The sequence below is a fragment of the Helicobacter japonicus genome, from assembly GCF_000762845.2.
Lineage (GTDB): Bacteria > Campylobacterota > Campylobacteria > Campylobacterales > Helicobacteraceae > Helicobacter_C > Helicobacter_C japonicus.
The window spans coordinates 36,837-55,713 of the sequence record NZ_JRMQ02000006.1 but is presented as its reverse complement, the minus strand read 5'-3'; the positions used below and the strand labels follow the sequence as shown (position 1 = coordinate 55,713).

Here is an 18,877-nt window from a genome sequence, read left to right as displayed (position 1 = left end):
TCCTTTAATGCCAATATTTTATCGGTGGTAACATATATTTTTTACGTGTAAATTCACCTATATTGCATACCTTAATCCTATGCTTTAAGGCTATTCTTTTAAGTCTTAATCTATCTTTTGGTGCAATAGCTACAAGCATTTCATAAGATTCTCCACTATAAAGTAAAGGCTTTAAATGTGGTGCAAAAAGTGGCATATTTGGTTTGAAATGAAGCTTATTTATTACACCTAACTTAGAAACATCACTTAAAATACCATCGGAAATATCCATACCACCTTTTAAAAATGATGCACAATCAGCGATGAATCTATCCCTAAGACGAGGAAATAAGAATCTACCTCTTGCCCTTAAATGTTTATTTTTAGGTCTATGGAGCAAGGTTTTTAGCAATTTATAACTTTGAGTGATAGTATATTTAGGATAAGTATCGCAAGTATAGTAAATAAGGCTTTTTGGTGGAATCTTATCACGATAAAGCGTGTGTTTGTGGGCTTTTGCAAATAATGTAATATGAATCTGTAAAGATGTAGCTCCTATGGTGTCACCGCCAATAAGTGCAATATGATGTGTGCGACAAAAATGAGCTATACCATTTACAAAATCTCTAATCTCTACCTTTTGCCACGACTTTGGCAATGCCACACTCAAAGTAGCATAAAGAGGTTTTGCATTCATTGCTATAATATCAGAATAATTCACCAAAAAGGCTTTTTGAGCGAGTTCGTATGGAGAAAACCAACTTTTAAGAAAATGCACCCCCTCACAAAAACTATCTGCTCCAATTACAAGAGATTTTAAGTCCTGTGCGTGAATGTGAGCTTTATGCTTATACGCTCGTGCAAAAGTTTGTGAAAAAGAAGAATTATGAATTAAATATCCTAGATTCACAATGCAACAATCATCACCTAACCCCTTTGTAATAGCCTCTTTTTCTAATAAAGATAAAAAATAAGATTCTCTATCAAAGCCTACTGCAAAGTTTGCCACTTTGTGCCTCTAGTTTTCAATCTTAAGGCTTAAATCAAGCCATTGTGCTTGATGTATGAGCGAGCCTACACTGATGGCATCAACCCCACTTAAAGCATATTCTCTTATATTTGTGAGATTGATATTTCCACTTGCTTCAAGCATAATATGTGGCGCATAGGTATTGCGATAAGCTACTACTTCTTGAATCTGTGCTATATTCATATTATCACACATTATCACATCAGCTCCTGCACTTATAGCTTCCTTTACTTTGTCTATATTTTCGCACTCAACTTCAATAGGACACATAAATGGCAATCTTTTTCTAGCATTGCTAATAAGTGCTTGTAAATCTTCTATATGCGCTAAATGTGTATCTTTGAGCATAAGCATACTATCAAGTCCAAATCGGTGGTTAGCTCCGCCACCATTGCAGACAGAATATTTTTCAAGCTCACGCAATAATGGACGAGTCTTGCGTGTATCAAGGAGTTTAATAGGAATATCTTTAATAAGATTTGTATAACTATGCGTAAGCGTAGCAATACCACTACTATGAGCCAAGATATTTAGCAATACGCGCTCAACCTGCAAAATTGCTAAATAATCCCCTTCTATATATGCTATATGTGTGCCTTTGCTAAAAGGTTGTGAATCTTTTAAAGATTCTATAAGCTTTAATCCAAAGTGAGCTACTAAAGCCTTGAGATATACTTCACCTGAAAAAATACCATCGTCTTTGGCTAAAACATAAGCCCTTACACTTTTGGTTGGTGCAAATAGTGCATATAAATCACCTCTACCTAAATCTTCGTTTAATGCCTGTGTAATAAAAGATAGAATCGATTGCTCTGTCATAGCATACCCTTGAAAATTGCTAAGATGATAACTAATTGAAGTAGCACTCGCTAAAAAGCTCATTGTAGCTCAAATAGCGAGTAAGAAGTAAGGTTATTTTTTATGAATCCCATTAATATAGAACTTAAATGATTGCATACCTTCTTTAATTGCCCATTCATAAGCTCTAGAAACAAATGCCCAATTAATATGTTTCCAATATGCTTCCAAATATGCAGGACGAGCATTTCTATGGTCAATATAATAAGCGTGTTCCCATACATCAACAACTAAAAGTGGCACTTTAGAATCTGTAGCCGGTGTGAGCGCATTGCTTGTTTGCACAATTTCAAGCTTTTTGCTTTGTATATTATATACAAGCCAATTCCAGCCAGAACCAAAAAGTGTTGTGCTTGAGGCAAGGAATTTTTCTTTCAAAGAATCTATTGAACCAAATTCAGCATTAATTGCAGCACTTAACTCTGCACTCACTGCACTTTCCTTAGGACTTAAGCAATCCCAGTAAAAATCGTGATTATATACTTGGGCTGCATTATTAAAAATACCACCACTTGACTTAAGAATAATATCACCAAGCTCTGCATTTTCAAACTCTGTTCCTTTGATGAGATTATTCAAATTATTTACATAAGTTTGATGATGTTTGCCATAGTGATATGAAAAAGTTTCTTCACTAATAAAACTACCAAACTCATTTGTGCCATAGGGCAACTTGCGTAATTCAAACATAAAATTCTCCTTATCTATTGTTGTTTGCGCTTCTTTGTAAGTTTTAAGATTCTCTAAAATTTATGATTTTAGAATCTACATAACTTTTTGATATAAAAAGCAAACGCATTATATCAATATTTTTTTAACCTTTTATCTACTACTCTTCAATTTGATAAAATGTATCTATTCCTATACTACATTGCTTTATCTCACCTTTTTGGCATAGTTCATCTAAGAGTGCTAATGTTTGTGTATCAAACATTTTTTTTGTATCTATTACGCTTAAAGGACGCCGTTTAAGTAAGCCTATTAGCTGGGGTTGTGTGTAAGATTTTGTATTTGATTCTAATGTTATTTGAGAATGCGAATCTGTATAAGAAAGTGATAGTTTCTGTGCATTATCTATGTGGGTGCGTTTAGGGAGATTGACTTGCAAATGTTTATAGACATAAAAACATTGTGCTAATTCTGCAAGTTTCTCCTCACTCACCGCCTCAACCTTATAAGCTGGTGGGCGATCAATGCTTCCTATATCTACGCGATGAAGTGGCAAACTTGCTAAAAACGCTGCAATCTCCTTAGCTTGAGTGAGATTATCATTTATGCCTTTGACAAATAATACTTCGGCAACAATCTCGCCCTTAAATTCCTTACAAAATTGCACGATACCTTCTTTAATTTGCCCTAAAGAAAGACTTATGTGCGGTCTATCAATATGTTTAAATGCTTTTTCTTCCAAACTATCACAAGAAAATTTAACAATATCAAGTCCCTTAAGACATTCACGCACTTCCTCTTTCCACAACAATGAACCATTAGTCAGTAAAAGCAATTTTACAGAATCTGGCACAATCTGCTTAAGATTGCTAATAAGCTCTTTAAGATATGGATAAAGTGTTGGTTCGCCATTTGCGGTAAGGGTTAGCACATCACATTCAGAGGTTTTGAGTGCATTTTTTACAGATTCTATAACTTGCGTGAGTGGCACAATCTGTCGCATAGAATCTACACTTTTTGCACCTTTTAGCTCACAATACACACAATCAAAATTGCATTGTTTAACAAAAGGAGATAAATCGACACCAAGTGAGCGTCCAAATCGCCGCGAATATACAGGACCAAATACTATATCCATAGCACTCCTTTACTTTACTTAAATCAAAATTATTAACCATCTCAAAATTAATGCGATAATGCTTATATATTAACAAAGTATAGCACATTATTATAGCGTTATCGTGAATCTTAACTTTTTACGATACAATGCCTCATTTTAAAATCAAAACAATTCAAGGTATCGTTTGAAAACAATAAGTTCTTTACATTTGAAACAAAGTATTATTCTCCTATCAATTTTTCTTATTTTATGCCGCTACAAAGCACTCATTTTTTATGTATTGATAATATTTACCATAGGAGTTTTTTATGGTTGTGCTGGAGCAAATAATGCTCATATTAGCATCACTGATGATCCATATTATGCTATAAATCAAGTTGCAGGTAACCAACTTAGAATCTCCGCAGAACAAAAAACATTATTGAGGAATATAAAAGAAATTAAACGACAATATACTAAAGTTGCTAACGCTCTTAGTGGCAATGTCGCTAAACAATGGAGCAATGAAGATATAAGCTTACCAAGCGCACAAACCTATGTAAAGTATTCTAATAACTATAAATCTAAAGCAAGTATAAACTTCAGCACAGGGGCTATACGCATCGAAACCATTGATACACAAAACCCTATAAAATCTTTAGAAAAAGCCATTGCACATACTTTGCTACTTCCTCAAGACCCAAGCAAAATAGATTTATATTCCGATGATGATTTTACTTTTGATGGAAAACCATTCCTTGCAGGATTGATAAAAGATAATGAAGGAAAAGACATCTTAACACAATGGCGTGCAGAACATTATGCAAAATATCTTGTTGAAAACGCACTCAAAACGCGCAAAGATAGCAAAGGAAAAAAAGTAAGTTATGTGGATTTACAAATGGTGGGAGATTATCAAAGTAAAAGCGAACATAGATACGAAGATATTGTGCGTAAATATGCTCGTAAATACAACATTTCTCCTGCCCTTGTGTTAGGCATTATCCAAACAGAATCTAACTTCAACCCCTACGCTGTAAGTGCAGCTCCTGCTTATGGGCTAATGCAAGTTGTCCCAAGCACTGCGGGAGCTGATGCGTATGAGCTTATCAATGGTAAAAAAGGTATGCCTACAAAGCAAATGCTCTTTAACCCTGAAACAAATATTGAATATGGCGTAGCATATCTAAGCATACTTTTTAATCGCTATTTGCCAAATATCAAGGACAAGCAAAGTCAAGAATATTGTGTGATTACAGCATATAATGCAGGAGCTGGAAGTGTGTTAAGGACATTTCATAATGACAAAAATCAAGCTTTTAATCGCATAAATGCACTTTCATCTGCTAAAGTGTATGATACACTGCGTTCAAAACTCCCATCTGATGAGGGCAAACGCTACTTACTCAAAGTAACTACATTTAAGAAAAATTACGAACATATCAAATGAGATTAGTTGAATTTTACTCTGAAAAAAAAGTGTGTAGCTATATAGATTCTAAGCAAAGCACTTTTAGGTATTTTCATATTCAAAATGTAACACCAAGCTTTTATTATGGATTACTTGAACGCGGTTGGAGACGCTTTGGTAATTATTTTTTCACGCCGATGTGCGAAGGTTGCACCGATTGTATTTCAATACGCACTTTGATAGATAATTTTACTTTTAGCAGAAATCATAAAAGAGTGCTAAAAAAGGCTGAAAATATTGATATTTACATACAAAAGCCCACTATTTCTCAAGCACATATAGAACTTTATAATCGCTATCATCGTGTAATGCGTGATAAAAAAGGTTGGGAATATGCTCCAATAACGCCAGAATCTTATATGGATATGTTTGTTGATGGACACCAAGACTTTGGCTATGAAATTCTTTACTTTATAGATTCTCAACTTGTAGGTGTGGGGCTTGTAGATGCACTTTTTGATAGTATTACAGCAGTATATTTTTACTATGACCACGCATTTGCACATCATAGTTTAGGCACGCTCAATATCTTAAAACAAATTCAAATTGGTAAAGAAAATGGGCTTAAATATTTTTATCCGGGCTATTGGATAAAAGACCATTATTGTATGGGCTACAAAGAGCGATTTACTCCATTTGAAGTGCTAAAAAATATCCCCGATGTCTTTGAAACACCTATTTGGGAGATGTATGAGGGTAAAACTAATCAAATTAGAGGTGGCAAGTGAAAATGGGGGAAAAAACTATCATAAATCAAGTAAGAAAAGATTTTTTTGATGACAAAACATTTAATAGCATAAAAGAAGATGAATGCAACATAGATTTTTGGGTGTGCTACAAAAGTGATACTCTTTTTCAACCTATTCACTTCCTTTGGGCAGAGGCGAAAAAGGACAAGGCAGATTTGATAGAATCCTTTGTGCAGCTTATTTTAACCATAGGTAAAAATCGCATTTATGAAAACGAGCTTCCACCGCTATTTTTGGGTGCATTTGATAGTGAGAAAATCGCCTTTATCCCCTACTATGCGGTAATGGACATTTTTAATCAAAATGACTTTAATTGGAATGTCCGACCAAGTGATTACAACACAAAAGAATTTAAGCAACTCTACGCAACGAACAAAGAACTTTTAGAATCCCAAAAATTGCAATTTAGCTTCAAAACAGATTCTAAAGAATTGCAAAAATTTATCAAAGAAAATTTCACACTTAACAACGAAAATATCCATAAAATCCAAATCACCAAAAACAACTTTAATCTTATCTACCAAAAATGGCTGCTAAAGGTAAAAGATTCTATTAGCATTAATTGGGACACTGCAAAAAGCGCGGGGATTTTGGACGCGGATTTTTATCTAGCCGATTTGCTAAGCAGTGAGAATCAAAGCCTATTAGATAAGCTTTTTGTTGTGCTTAAAAAACACAAGTATGAGTTTAATAAAAAGACCACCCTTATGGGCTCGGAACAAAAAGATGAAGCACATTTCAAAGACGACCAAAAAGCCCACACAGAGTTTTGGAATCTCTATGAGCGTCCGCCAAGACAAGAATATTGGGATTACATTATAGATAGGCGCGATTTGCTTGTGCCTAGCGACATACGAGAGCGCAAGGGAGCGTTTTTCACCCCGCAAATTTGGGTGCAAAAGGCACAAAGTTACCTAGAAAAAGCCTTAGGCGAGGATTGGCAGAGTGAATATTATGTATGGGATTGTGCAGCAGGGACAGGGAATCTCCTAGCAAATCTCACAGAATCGCAAAACCTCTATGCCTCCACACTAGATAAGGCAGATGTGAAGATTATGCAAGAATTAGCAGAGAACAAACACTTATCTCTTTTGCAAAATCATATTTTTCAATTTGACTTTTTAAACGATAAATTCTTTGATGAGCCCTGTGAGGAGCATAAAGACAAGTTAGATTCTGCTTGCAAAAATTGTAAAACTAAACTCCCCAAAAAGCTACAAAATATTTTACAAGATGAAGCAAAGCGCAAAAAGCTCATCATTTTTATCAATCCTCCCTATGCGGAAGCGGGAAATTCAAGGACACAAAGCAGGACAGGCGAACATAAAAGTGGTGTAAGCTTGGGCAATGCCACCTATAAAAAATATCAACAAACTTTGGGCAAGGCAAGTAACGAACTTTTCGCGCAGTTTTTTATGCGCATTTTCCTAGAGATTCCACATTGCAAGCTTGCGAGTTTCTCCACACTCAAATATCTTAATTCTAGCAATTTTATGAAGTTTCGTGAGACTTTCAAGGCAGAATTTCTTGCAGGTTTTCTATGCCCCGCCGATACTTTTGATAATGTCAAGGGGCAATTTCCCATCGGCTTTTTGGTATGGGATTTGGACGAAAACAACAAAGAAATAGGCTATAATACAAAAACACAAAGAAAAAGGAATCACAAATGAAAAGGCAAATCTCCCTAGACAGGGAAAGCTTTATGCGCTCTTTGAATCAAGAACAACAAGAATTAGTCAAGCAAGTAGATGCACTTTATAGTGACTTTGTAGATTTGCAAATCGCAAAAGAAAGATTGCAAGAATGGAAAGCAAAGGGCAAACCCAAAGGCTATACGCTTGATGAGCTTAAAAAAGAAATTTTAGGCATAGAATGCAGCTAGAGATTCAAGCCCCCGCTTTTAAAGAAATCCAAAAAGATTTTGATAGAAAAACACAAGAACAAATCATTGAAAAACTTGCCTATTTTGCGCAAAACTATGAAAGCATTATCCAAACAAAGAATGTAGAAAAACTCCAAAATTCTGATGTTTATAAATATCGCTTAAGTTTGGATATTCGGGCAATTTTCATTACTTATTATGAATATGAAAATGGTATTATAGTGATTTTAAGTGTTACAAGTAGGCAAAACGCTTACAAAAGCACAAAAATGCAAAAATACGAAAATCTAGCAAATGATTTTCTAAAATCACATAAAACACCTAAAAAGGAGATAAAATGACTTTGACACTTAAAAATGTAGATTCTGCAACTTTACGAGTGATTAAGTGCCTAAAAGCGTTTAGACCAGAACTTAAGATTAAAAAAGTAAGCAAAAAAGCGAAAAAGGTAAAAGCAAAATTAAGCATAGAAAAAAACGATGATTTTCAGTATTTGCGTGAATCTATGCTGCAAGACTTAAAGAAGCCAGAAAATAAAGCGGTTTGAGAGACTAAAAGACAAATGAAAACCATAGAACTTGATGTGTTTGAAAGAAATGGAGAGTTTGTAGGGAAAAAGGGATTCTACAATTATGATAAAAATCAAGCCAAAATCAATCAATGGCTTAGAAATTTTAAGCAAACACAAGGGGATATTCTAGGGATTCTAATGGCTGATGCGCCAGACTTTCAGCAAAGCGACCATATTGCAATACTTAATAATGCCAGAAATGCCCATTTGATATTCCAAAACATAGCTTCTAATAATCTTATTCTTACTGCCCTCTACTTCGCTGTCCGTCATTGTATCCCCGCCACTTGGCTAAACGACCGCGACCAATTCTTGTATCCCAATGAGGAATGGCAAAAAGATTCCACATTTCAAAACGATTGTTTGACTTTCACGCTCTTTCACGGACAAAATCGCATTACAAGCAAAGAGGGTATCAATCACTTTATTCCCTTTAGCGAATCGCAAGTAGGGGCGAAGGAAGCCTTTGAAAGCCATTTTATGAGTGAATTTATCAAAGGCAAAATTAAGCAAGATTCTATCCCTTGTCATTCTGAGGGCGATAAGCCCGAAGAATCTCAAGCCAAAGACTCCAAAACCGCAAAATTCAACAATACGCTTTTTAGCAAGGAGGACTTAGGGCAAACTTGCTTTATCCCTACAAAACCGCTAGAATTTAGCGCAGAGGCACAGGAAGTTTTCAAGGCAGGATTGGAGCTTTGGAAATATTATCATTCTCAAGAATTTAAGGATTCTGCAAATCCCTATAATCCCAACGCCTCTCTTTATGACATTAAAGCATATTTTCAAGGCTTTAGCGACAAGGGCAAGATGAATCCACCCCAAAAGGCGCAAGATTCTTATTATAAAGACTTACTAGGCACTCTCAATGCCGCACTTAAAGACTTGGCAAAAAGAATAGAACCCAAAGTCTATGAATATGGATTTTTAAGAGAATAAATACATAAGCTTGAAAAATAGGAAGAGAGATGAAACACATATTGCAAGGAATTTATGCCATTTCAGATGAGATTCTCACTCCTTATGAAATTTTGCCTCAATGTTTGGAATCTGTTCTCAAAGCAGGAGTGACAATCTTTCAGTTGCGTGATAAAAGCCATAGTGATTCTTGGCTTTATCCTAAGGCAAAGGAAATTATGGCATTGTGCGAGAAATATAATGCACTTTTTGTGATGAATGACCGCCTAGATTTAGCACTTAGACTTAATGCTCCCGCTTTGCATTTAGGTAAAGATGATGGGGCAATCGCTCAAGCAAGAGAAAGATTTAAAGGGATTCTAGGTGCTTCAAGTTATGCGGATTTGCAGAGGGCAAAAGATTTAGAATCTTTGGGTGTGGATTATGTCGCTTTTGGGGCGTTTTTTTCCTCTCTTACGAAGCCAAATGCCCCACTTGCACCTTTAGAGATTCTAGAATCTGCTAAAGCGAGTTTAAACATTCCTATTTGTGCTATTGGAGGTATTAGCACTCAAAATATACATTTGCTAAAAAATGCTAATATGTGCGCTGTAATAAGTGCCTTATGGCAATATAAAATACAAGATTCGCCCTTAGAGATTAAGTGTCAAAATATCTATCACAATGCCCTTGCCTTGATTCAACCTTTAGAATAAGATAAGACAAATATCGGTAGAATTTCCAAAGCTTAATTTTATAAATATTATAAAAGTTGGGGAAATTATGCGTTGTTTGCTCTTGTTTATCTGTGTTTTATGGTTTTGTGGTTGCGCTCATTTGAGCATAGATTCTAAAGTGGATTGTGCTAATGCAGAGGATTGTATGACAAAAGGCTTTGAATTTTATGATGAAGCAAACTTCACTCAAGCAGCACCATATTTTATTAAAGGTTGTGATTTAGATAGTAGAGGTTGCTTTATTTTAGGCACTCTGTATTATGAGGGCAAGGGTTTAAAGCAAAATTATCTAAAAGCAAAAGAATTATTTGAGAAAGTTTGCGAATTAGGTAATGAGGGTGCTTTAGGCTGTCTATCCTTAGGTCAATTATATTATGAGGGCAAAGGAGTAAAACAAGATTCTCTTAAGGCGATGGAGTATATCACAAAAGCTTGTGATATGGGTGAAATTGAAAGTTGCCATAATTTAGGGCTTTTATATCTAAAAGGTGAGGATGTCAAACAGGATTCTATAAAGGCTAAAGAGATTTTTACTCAAGTTTGTAATCACAAGATAACTGCAAGGCAAGGTGGTGGTATTAGTGTTGCAGACTTAAAATTTATGCCTATGGGCTGCACTGCTCTAGGCGATATGTATTATTATGGATATGGTGTAAAGCAAGATTATATAAAAGCAAGAGAATTTTATACTAAGGCATGTGAGAGTATAGTGGGTGTAGCTGGAGCTTGCACAAATCTAGGTATTTTATATGATAAAGGTAGGGGTGTAAAGCAAGATTCTATAAAAGCACGAACACTTTATGAAAAAGGCTGTGAGCTAGGGAGTGGAGCAAGTTGTGCTAATTTAGGTTTAATATACTTATATCAAGGTAAAAATGTCAAACAAGACTTCATAAAGGCTAGAGATTTTTTCACCCAAAGCTGTGATTTGGGCACAGCAAAGGGTTGTTATGAATTAGGTGATATGTATTATCGTGGCTATGGTATGAATCGAGATGATAGAGCTGCTTATGAGTTTTTAAGCAAGGCTTATGCTATTGATAAAAGCTTAGATTATAATAACTTAGGCTTACTCTATGCTTGGGGTGAAAATATTAAGCACGACTATGCAAAGGCAAAAGCAATCTTTAGTAAATCTTGTAATAAGGGTAATAGCATTGGCTGTGTGAATCTAGGTGTTTTGTATGACTATGGCAGGGGAGCAATGAAAGACTATACAAAAGCGGCAGAACTCTATGCACAAGCTTGTAATATGAATAATAGTGTTGGTTGTTATAATCTAGGAATGCTCTATATGGAGGGCAAAGGAGTTAAGCAAGACTATTTTAAGGCGAGGGAGTTATATACTAAAAGTTGTGATATAGGAAGTATCGATGCTTGTTTTAATTTAGCCCTAATATATAGCGAGGGTAAAGGCGTAAGGCAAGATTATATAAAAGCAAGAGAATTATACACAAAGGCTTGTAATATGGGCGCAGCGGGGGCTTGTAATAATTTAGGAGTTTTTTATACTTATGGAAAAGGTGTGAGGCAAGATAAGGCTAAAGCAAGAGAATTTTTTGGCAAAGCCTGTGATATGGGAAATCAAAAGGGTTGCGATAATTATAAAGACTAAAGGTTATATTTTGTTTTTTATAAGAGGGAGAGGCTAAATTGCAAGGATTTAGAATCTACCATTCCTCGCCAATGCCTAGCATAATACACTTATCAAATCGCGGTAATACGCAGTAAGCATAAATCTTGCGCCCTATGCCAAAAAAGTCTATATCACTCAAATATCGCCCATCAAAATTAAGATAAAAACTTTCTTCATCATTTGGTTTAAGCTTTGCACCAATACCTACACCGCCAAAATGGCTATATTTAATAAATTCACTAATAAATGCCCCCACAAGCACAAGCCCACCACGCAAAGATTCTCTATCTTGCTGTGAAAGCGTGCGATATGCACTATACTCCACAATAGGACGCACAGGCTTTGTTGAATAAAGTGGATAGTTTTTCTCTAAAGTTTGCTTTTTGACTTGCTCTAAATAAGATTCCAAAACTTCTGTATTGCGCTCTAAATAATATTCACCATTTTTTGGGAATCTAAAGGGATTTGGCTCTTCATTTTTTACAGCATTCCCCCCCGCTAAAGCTACACTAGCCCATACAAAAGCAATAAAAAAGTTTAAAATCCTCACAAATCTTGCTCTATCATCTTTTCAAAGCTCTCAAAATAAAGCTTTTGCATTTCCTCAAGGCTAATATTAATCTCATCAACGCAAAAAATATCCCCGCCAACGCAACCAATCTCCGTAAAAGCAACCTTATACTTTTTTGCCATTTGCTTTAAGGCATTGAGATTCTCTCCTGCTACCTCTACAATAATGCAGCTTTGAGAGGGTGCAAAAAGTAGCTGTGAGGGTAAATGCGTATGGACATTGCAACCTATGGGCTGATGCTCGCCATTGCCTAATGTCATTTGAGCAAGTGTAATGGCTAATCCCCCCTCACCTATATCTTTAGCCGAGATAAGCAAACGCGCCTCAATAGCTTCAAGCATAAGATTCCATAAACTAAGCTCTTGGAGCAAATCAATACTTGGAATCTCTCCATAGATGCGTCCTTCTAGTAGTTTTTGTGCCAAAGAGCCTCCAAATTCTGCCTTAACTTCGCCAAGTAAAATAATAGTATTTCCTTGTATTTGGAAGCTTGAAGGCACAATTTTACTCGCATCATTCATAAGCCCCACACTCACTATAGATGGCGTGGGATAAATATCTACACCATCACTTTGATTATGCAATGAGACATTACCACTTACCACAGGTGTATTTAGAATCTTACACGATTCTTTAATCCCTTCACACACTTGCTGAAAGCTCCATATCACTTCTGGATTATGTGGTGAGCCAAAATTGAGACAATCGCTAATGGCAAGTGGTTTCGCTCCATACACTATGGAATTTCTCCCTGAAGTTGCTACTGCAATCTTTGCTCCATTTTTTGGGTCAAGGTGGCAATAACGCATATTGCAATCCACACTCATACTTAAAGCAATATTGCTTTGTTTAATGCGAACTATACTCGCATCACCACTTCCTGCGGGAGTAATAGTATTGCTTTGTACACTACTATCATATTGTTGATACACCCATTTTTTATTTGCAATCTCTACACTTTCTAGTAAGGTGCAAAAAATCTCCTGTGTGCTTAAGTCTGTCTTTAGTGTAGTCGCTTTATCCTTTTGTGCTTGAATCTCACGCACAGGCATATCAAGTATTGGTGCATTCTCACTTAACTCCTTAATAGGAATCTCCGCACATTTTTGCTCATACCAAAAAAGCTCCATAACGCCACTTTTTGTAACTTCACCAATAATTGCTGCATCTACTTCCCATTTAGCAAAAATATCAAGCACCGCTTGTTCTTTGCCTTTTTTAGCACAAATGAGCATTCTCTCTTGTGATTCACTAAGCATTAGCTCATAAGGATTCATTCCCTCTTCACGCATAGGCACTTTATCAAGATAGATAATCATACCACTACCACTGCGTCCAGCCATTTCAAAACTTGAACTTGTAAGTCCTGCTGCGCCCATATCTTGAATCCCCACAATCAAATCTTGCTTAAAAAGCTCCAAACACGCTTCAAGTAAAAGTTTTTCAGCAAATGGATCGCCTATTTGCACAGCAGAACGCACTGCTTTTGAAGTGGAATTAAAACTATCCGAACTCATCACAGCTCCACCTAAGCCATCTCTTCCGGTTTTGCTCCCCACATAAATGACAGGATTACCTACGCCTTCAGCTCTTCCATAAAAAATCTCATCTTTTTTTGCTATTCCTAAACAAAAGGCATTAACCAAAATATTGCCATTATAGCAAGATTCAAAACTCATTTCACCACCGATAGTCGGCACACCCATACAATTACCATAACTACTTATACCCTCCACTACACCACGCAATAAGTAACGATGTTTGCGTCCTAATGCGCCTTTATCATTGACATCGCCAAATCGTATAGAATTAAGCAAAGCTACTGGACGAGCCCCCATTGTGAAAATATCACGCATAATGCCCCCTACCCCTGTGGCAGCCCCTGCGTGAGGTTCAATAAAGCTTGGGTGATTATGAGATTCTATTTTAAATACTGCACAAAGATTCTCTCCAATATCAATTACACCTGCATTTTCACCCGGTCCTTGCACTACCCAAGGAGCTTTTGTAGGGAAATTATTTAAATATTTTTTACTTGATTTGTAGCTGCAATGCTCACTCCACATTGCTGAAAAAATCCCTAGCTCTATCAGATTAGGTTTGCGTTTAAGAATCTTAATGATTGCTTCATAATCCTGCTTTGAAAGTTTATGCGTCTTGAGCGTTTCGTCAATATCGTTAATTTCATTTAAAAGATGTGTAATATTTACCACTATTCCTACCTCTTATGTCTTTTTCAAAATTTTACTTTTAGCAAAGTAAGTTTAGGAAGTTGTGGATTCTATCATAAGTTAGCTTTTTTTTGCTTTACAGAAAGTATACGGTAAAAATCAACTAAAAATTACGTTTTTAAGTTTGGGATAAACTTTTATTGACTACAATCTTTGCGCTTTTTAAAGTATTCATAGAGAAGGAGAAAGCACAAGATGAAATACATTAAGTTTTTCAAGGAACTCAATAATAAAGATGTCCCCATTGTTGGCGGTAAAAATGCAAGTATTGGAGAAATGTTTCAAGAACTCGTAAGTGAAGGTATTAAAGTCCCAAATGGTTTTGCCATTACAAGTGAAGCATATTGGTATTTATTAGATTCTGGTGGCATACGACAAAAAATTATTGATTTGCTTGATGGTGTTGATGTAACTGAAATCGATGTGCTTAAAACGCGTTCTAAAAAAATTCGTGAGCTTATTTTTGGCACACCTTTTCCTGCTGATTTGCGTGAAGAGATTTTTGAAGCATATAAAAGACTAAGTGAAGAATATGGAATGAAAGACGCTGATGTAGCAGTGCGAAGTTCTGCAACTGCTGAAGATTTGCCTGATGCAAGTTTTGCAGGACAACAAGATACATATCTCAATGTGAAAGGCAAAACAGAGCTTATCCACTATGTCAAATCTTGTCTTGCTTCACTTTTTACTGATAGAGCAGTAAGTTATCGTGCTTCTAGGGGATTTGACCACTTTAAAGTCGCACTTTCTGTGGGAGTGCAAAAGATGGTGCGAGCAGATAAAGGAAGTGCGGGAGTAATGTTTAGTATTGATACAGAAACAGGATTCAAAGATGCGGTATTTATCACTTCATCTTGGGGGCTTGGTGAAAATGTCGTAGGTGGCACGGTTAATCCTGATGAATTTTATGTTTTTAAACCTACACTTAAAGAAGGCAAACGCCCTATCATTAAGCGACAATTAGGACATAAACACCAAAAAATGGTTTATGCGCCGCGTGGAAGCGAACATCCTACAAAAAATATCAAAACAACTCAAAGAGAGATAAAAACTTTTTCTATTACAGATTCAGATATCCTCACACTTGCGCGTTATGCTATAAAAATTGAAGAACACTATACAAAAGAAGCGGGAGAGTATCGCCCAATGGATATGGAATGGGCAAAAGATGGTGATAGTGGCGAGATTTTTATTGTTCAAGCTCGTCCAGAAACAGTGCAAAGTCAAAAAAATAAAAAAAGTGATGGACAAAAACTAGAAAAATTTAAATTCGTTAATCCTGATGTCAAGAAAGAAGTTATTCTTGTAGGTAAAGCAATTGGAAGCAAAATTGGCACAGGAAAAGTGCGAATTATTAATGATATAGAACATATGGATAGCTTTAAAGAAGGTGAGATTCTCGTAACAGACAATACTGACCCAGATTGGGAACCAGCAATGAAAAAAGCAGCAGCTGTTATTACTAATCGTGGTGGGCGCACTTGCCACGCAGCTATTGTAGCTAGAGAGATTGGTGTGCCTGCGATTGTTGGTGCGATTGGAGCAACAGATAGGCTATATAGCGGTATGGAAATAACAATTTCTTGTGCAGAGGGTGAAGAGGGCTATATTTATGATGGCATACACGAATATGAAGTTGAGAGTATTGAACTCGATAATTTAGGCAACCCAAAGACAAAAATCTATATGAATGTAGGGAATCCTGAAAAAGCTTTTGGTTTTTCACAGATTCCAAATCACGGTGTGGGATTAGCGCGTATGGAGCTTATTATGCTTAACCAAATTAAAGCACACCCTCTCGCACTCCTTGATATTCAAAATGGCAATGCTAAAGGATTGAAAGAAAAATCAGAGATTGAAAAAATTATGTCTGGATATGAGAATCCAAAAGATTTCTTTACAAAAAAGATTGCTGAAGGTATCGGTATGATTTGCTCTGCGTTTTATCCTAATCCTGTTATTGTGCGCACGAGCGACTTTAAATCAAATGAATACAAAGGAATGCTTGGTGGTTCAGGATACGAGCCACACGAAGAAAATCCTATGCTTGGCTATCGTGGGGCTAGTAGATATTATTCCGATCAATACCGAACAGCTTTTGAATGGGAATGCCAAGCGTTGGCTATGGTGCGCAATGAAATGGGGCTAACCAATATGAAGGTGATGATTCCATTTTTACGCACACCTGAAGAGGGCAAAAAAGTGCTTGAAATTATGCGTCGCAATGGTTTGGAATCTGGTAAAAATGGCTTAGAAATTTATGTTATGTGTGAATTACCTGTAAATGTCATTTTGGCTGATGATTTTTTAAGTATGTTTGATGGGTTTTCAATTGGTTCAAATGACCTTACACAGCTCACACTCGGTGTAGATAGAGATGGGCAACTTGTAAGCCATATCTTTGATGAGCGCAATCCAGCAATGTTTGTAATGTTTAAAAAGGCAATCGAAGCGTGCAAAAAGCATAAAAAATACTGCGGTATTTGCGGACAAGCTCCAAGTGATTACCCTGAAGTAACAGAATTTCTTGTAAAAGAAGGTATTAGCTCTATTTCACTCAATCCAGATTCTGTAATTGCTACTTGGCAAAAGGTTGTAGAAGTAGAAAAAGCGTTAAAAAAGTAATGGGATTTTGTGCTAGGTTTTGCGTGAATCTAGCACAGAAAATAGCTAAACAAATCCTCAATTATTTTTTACGCACACACGATACAAATAGAATCTAAACAAATATCACAGGAATATCCGGATAATTTGGGATATTGGGATAATCTAAGCCTGGAAGTGTTGCGCTACCTTTGAGTGGTGTTGCATCATTTGGTATTAAATCCTTGCGTAAATATGATACCTCCAAAAGAGAAGAAAAAAGCAGATTCTTAGCAAATAAAAGTCCTCCATTATGATTAAAATGCGTATGGATAGGCACAAAATATTCATTTATCTTTTCTAATATGATGAGTCGCCTTTGTGTGAGGGCTTCATCATCGGGATAGCAATTATGAAACTCAAATAGAATCTGCGGGAAATATTTTGCAACAATACTTATATCAATATGTTCAAGTAATTCCCATTCCGCATCTTCAATATCACACTGCAAAATATTGTGCGCATTTGTGTCAAAATGATTATCCTTAATAATCTGTGCTAGAGTGATTGTGTCGTGAGATTCTACCGCACCAACAAATTTTTTGAAAAATTTAATATTTGGGTGTTTGGGATAAGGAGAAGACTTTATGCTTGCGTCATACTCAAGAACTTCATACCCCATATCTGCCATTTCTAAATCAAAAGGAGAATATTCAGATACACCTAATGAAACAACTTTTGGAGAAGAATTGCTTTTAATGGGGGGGGGGGCATAATAAACAATAGCCCCCATCAGTATTTCCACCTATACGGACAAATTTAAATGATGGTGAGCGAAAAGGACGCACAAGTGATAAAAACTTAAGCGCATTATCTGTATTGTATATCATCTGTGGAGCAATGAAAGCCTTTGATAGTTCTAGCATTGCATTGGGATTATCAATATATGCTGCCATTTGAGCCGAAATAAGTGCATTGTGAGCTGACATAAATTGCCGCTTAACATTTCTTATTTCATCATAAATTTTATGAATCCTAAAAGGCACTTTTAGCATATATTCAAAATAACGAAAAAATTTCATTTTTAAATCTCCTTTCTTTTAAATATATAAGAATATCATATTAATTTTATAAAAACCTTATAAGTAACTTCTTGCACCCTTATAAGCCTTGCTCCAATATTTAGAATCTAAACGCGCTTTGCTTACAACTTTACCTCTGCTTGGAGCGTGAATAAATTCATTATCGCCAATATAAATTCCCACGTGATTAATCCTTTTGCCTTTATTAGTAATAAAAAATACTAAATCACCCTTTTGTAATTTACTCTGTGATATAGAATCTCCTTCATTATATTGTTCATATGATGAGCGAGGGAGTAAAATCCCATTGAGGCGATAAACAGCGCGTGTAAGCCCACTGCAGTCGAAACCAGATTCCGAAGTGCCACCCCATTTATATGGCACACCAAGATATTGATGTGCGCTCTCTACTATATCATCTCTCATACCGCTTGATTTTTTAGGTTTAGAATCTTTGTTAGAGGCATATTTTTGGGGAGAAAGAATGAAAAACTCATCTATAAGCCCTTGTTTTTTATATGCTTGTGCTTGCATTTTTGCAGATTCAAAACTCTTATAGTTTCCAAAACGCACCTTATACATATTATGTTCTTTAAATAAAAATGCATCAAGCCCCTTTTGATTTAAAGCATCAACTAATCGTCCAGCATTTTCGACATTAGCAAAACTTCCTACCTGCACATTATACACAGGAGATTTTTGCAAACCAAAAGACGAACAACCTGTGTAAAAAATCACCATACTTAAACATAATGAGTATATACAATAAAAAATATTTTTCTTCACTTTTTTAAATCCTTATTTTGTATAAAATATTTCAATATCAATTTTT

The 18,877-nt window shown here is 35.8% G+C and carries 19 protein-coding genes; 10 read left to right on the top strand and 9 right to left on the bottom strand.

What is annotated here, in order from left to right:
• Positions 1-4 precede the first annotated feature (4 nt).
• The 4 genes from LS65_RS05565 to LS65_RS05550 form a co-directional block, all read right to left on the bottom strand.
• On the bottom strand, positions 5-988 hold the full coding sequence (locus LS65_RS05565) for a thiamine-phosphate kinase (RefSeq protein ID WP_138129785.1): 984 nt from the start codon (positions 986-988) through the stop codon (positions 5-7).
• A gap of 9 nt (positions 989-997) precedes the next feature.
• Positions 998-1,828, bottom strand: a complete 831-nt coding sequence (gene nadC, locus LS65_RS05560; protein ID WP_034363623.1) for a carboxylating nicotinate-nucleotide diphosphorylase — start codon at positions 1,826-1,828, stop codon at positions 998-1,000.
• Between the two features lie 93 nt (positions 1,829-1,921).
• Positions 1,922-2,557, bottom strand: a complete 636-nt coding sequence (locus LS65_RS05555) for a superoxide dismutase (RefSeq protein WP_034363621.1) — start codon at positions 2,555-2,557, stop codon at positions 1,922-1,924.
• Between the two features lie 139 nt (positions 2,558-2,696).
• Positions 2,697-3,674, bottom strand: a complete 978-nt coding sequence (locus LS65_RS05550; RefSeq protein ID WP_034363619.1) for a radical SAM protein — start codon at positions 3,672-3,674, stop codon at positions 2,697-2,699.
• 166 nt (positions 3,675-3,840) lie between these two features.
• Here LS65_RS05550 and LS65_RS05545 point away from each other — a divergent pair, with 166 nt between their 5' ends.
• The 9 genes from LS65_RS05545 to LS65_RS05510 all read left to right on the top strand — a co-directional run bounded on the left by LS65_RS05545 (position 3,841) and on the right by LS65_RS05510 (position 11,557).
• Entirely contained in the window at positions 3,841-5,085 is a 1,245-nt protein-coding gene (locus LS65_RS05545; protein WP_236096650.1) for a murein transglycosylase domain-containing protein, read from the top strand.
• Positions 5,082-5,834 (top strand): arginyltransferase, encoded by a 753-nt coding sequence (locus LS65_RS05540; RefSeq protein WP_034363616.1) that lies wholly within the window; start codon positions 5,082-5,084, stop codon positions 5,832-5,834. The genes LS65_RS05545 and LS65_RS05540 overlap by 4 nt, the downstream gene beginning before the upstream one ends.
• 2 nt (positions 5,835-5,836) lie before the next feature.
• Positions 5,837-7,525, top strand: a complete 1,689-nt coding sequence (locus tag LS65_RS05535) for a hypothetical protein (protein WP_236096654.1) — start codon at positions 5,837-5,839, stop codon at positions 7,523-7,525.
• A complete protein-coding gene (locus LS65_RS05530) occupies positions 7,522-7,737 on the top strand; it encodes a hypothetical protein (protein WP_034361046.1) in 216 nt (71 codons plus the stop codon). Before LS65_RS05535 ends, LS65_RS05530 begins: the two co-directional genes overlap by 4 nt.
• Entirely contained in the window at positions 7,728-8,078 is a 351-nt protein-coding gene (locus LS65_RS05525; RefSeq protein ID WP_034361044.1) for a hypothetical protein, read from the top strand. Before LS65_RS05530 ends, LS65_RS05525 begins: the two co-directional genes overlap by 10 nt.
• On the top strand, positions 8,075-8,284 hold the full coding sequence (locus LS65_RS09930; RefSeq protein WP_034361042.1) for a hypothetical protein: 210 nt from the start codon (positions 8,075-8,077) through the stop codon (positions 8,282-8,284). The genes LS65_RS05525 and LS65_RS09930 overlap by 4 nt, the downstream gene beginning before the upstream one ends.
• 15 nt (positions 8,285-8,299) lie before the next feature.
• Positions 8,300-9,247 (top strand): hypothetical protein, encoded by a 948-nt coding sequence (locus LS65_RS05520; protein WP_052061013.1) that lies wholly within the window; start codon positions 8,300-8,302, stop codon positions 9,245-9,247.
• Between the two features lie 29 nt (positions 9,248-9,276).
• The gene (gene thiE / locus LS65_RS05515; RefSeq protein WP_034361040.1) at positions 9,277-9,921 is read left to right on the top strand and encodes a thiamine phosphate synthase; all 645 of its coding nucleotides are present in this window, start codon (positions 9,277-9,279) and stop codon (positions 9,919-9,921) included.
• 67 nt (positions 9,922-9,988) lie between these two features.
• The gene (locus tag LS65_RS05510; protein ID WP_052061012.1) at positions 9,989-11,557 is read left to right on the top strand and encodes an SEL1-like repeat protein; all 1,569 of its coding nucleotides are present in this window, start codon (positions 9,989-9,991) and stop codon (positions 11,555-11,557) included.
• A 55-nt stretch (positions 11,558-11,612) separates the two neighbouring features.
• On the opposite strand, the gene LS65_RS05505 is transcribed toward LS65_RS05510, so the two are convergent.
• Positions 11,613-12,128 (bottom strand): hypothetical protein, encoded by a 516-nt coding sequence (locus tag LS65_RS05505; protein WP_052061011.1) that lies wholly within the window; start codon positions 12,126-12,128, stop codon positions 11,613-11,615.
• Positions 12,125-14,362 (bottom strand): phosphoribosylformylglycinamidine synthase subunit PurL, encoded by a 2,238-nt coding sequence (gene purL, locus LS65_RS05500; protein ID WP_034361039.1) that lies wholly within the window; start codon positions 14,360-14,362, stop codon positions 12,125-12,127. The genes LS65_RS05505 and purL overlap by 4 nt, the downstream gene beginning before the upstream one ends.
• A 213-nt stretch (positions 14,363-14,575) precedes the next feature.
• Here purL and ppsA point away from each other — a divergent pair, with 213 nt between their 5' ends.
• A complete protein-coding gene (gene ppsA / locus LS65_RS05495; protein ID WP_034361037.1) occupies positions 14,576-17,005 on the top strand; it encodes a pyruvate, water dikinase in 2,430 nt (809 codons plus the stop codon).
• 94 nt (positions 17,006-17,099) lie between these two features.
• Here the strand turns inward: ppsA and LS65_RS05490 are convergent, their stop codons facing one another.
• From LS65_RS05490 to LS65_RS05480, 3 genes are read right to left on the bottom strand one after another with little or no spacing between them, the layout of a single operon-like run.
• Positions 17,100-17,756 carry a hypothetical protein gene (locus LS65_RS05490; protein WP_052061010.1) on the bottom strand — a complete coding sequence of 219 codons (657 nt, stop codon included), beginning with the start codon at positions 17,754-17,756 and terminating at the stop codon, positions 17,100-17,102.
• The gene (locus LS65_RS05485) at positions 17,719-18,045 is read right to left on the bottom strand and encodes a hypothetical protein (RefSeq protein WP_034361035.1); all 327 of its coding nucleotides are present in this window, start codon (positions 18,043-18,045) and stop codon (positions 17,719-17,721) included. The genes LS65_RS05490 and LS65_RS05485 overlap by 38 nt, the downstream gene beginning before the upstream one ends.
• Before the next feature lie 57 nt (positions 18,046-18,102).
• A complete protein-coding gene (locus LS65_RS05480; protein WP_034361033.1) occupies positions 18,103-18,831 on the bottom strand; it encodes an NlpC/P60 family protein in 729 nt (242 codons plus the stop codon).
• Between the last annotated feature and the right edge of the window lie 46 nt (positions 18,832-18,877).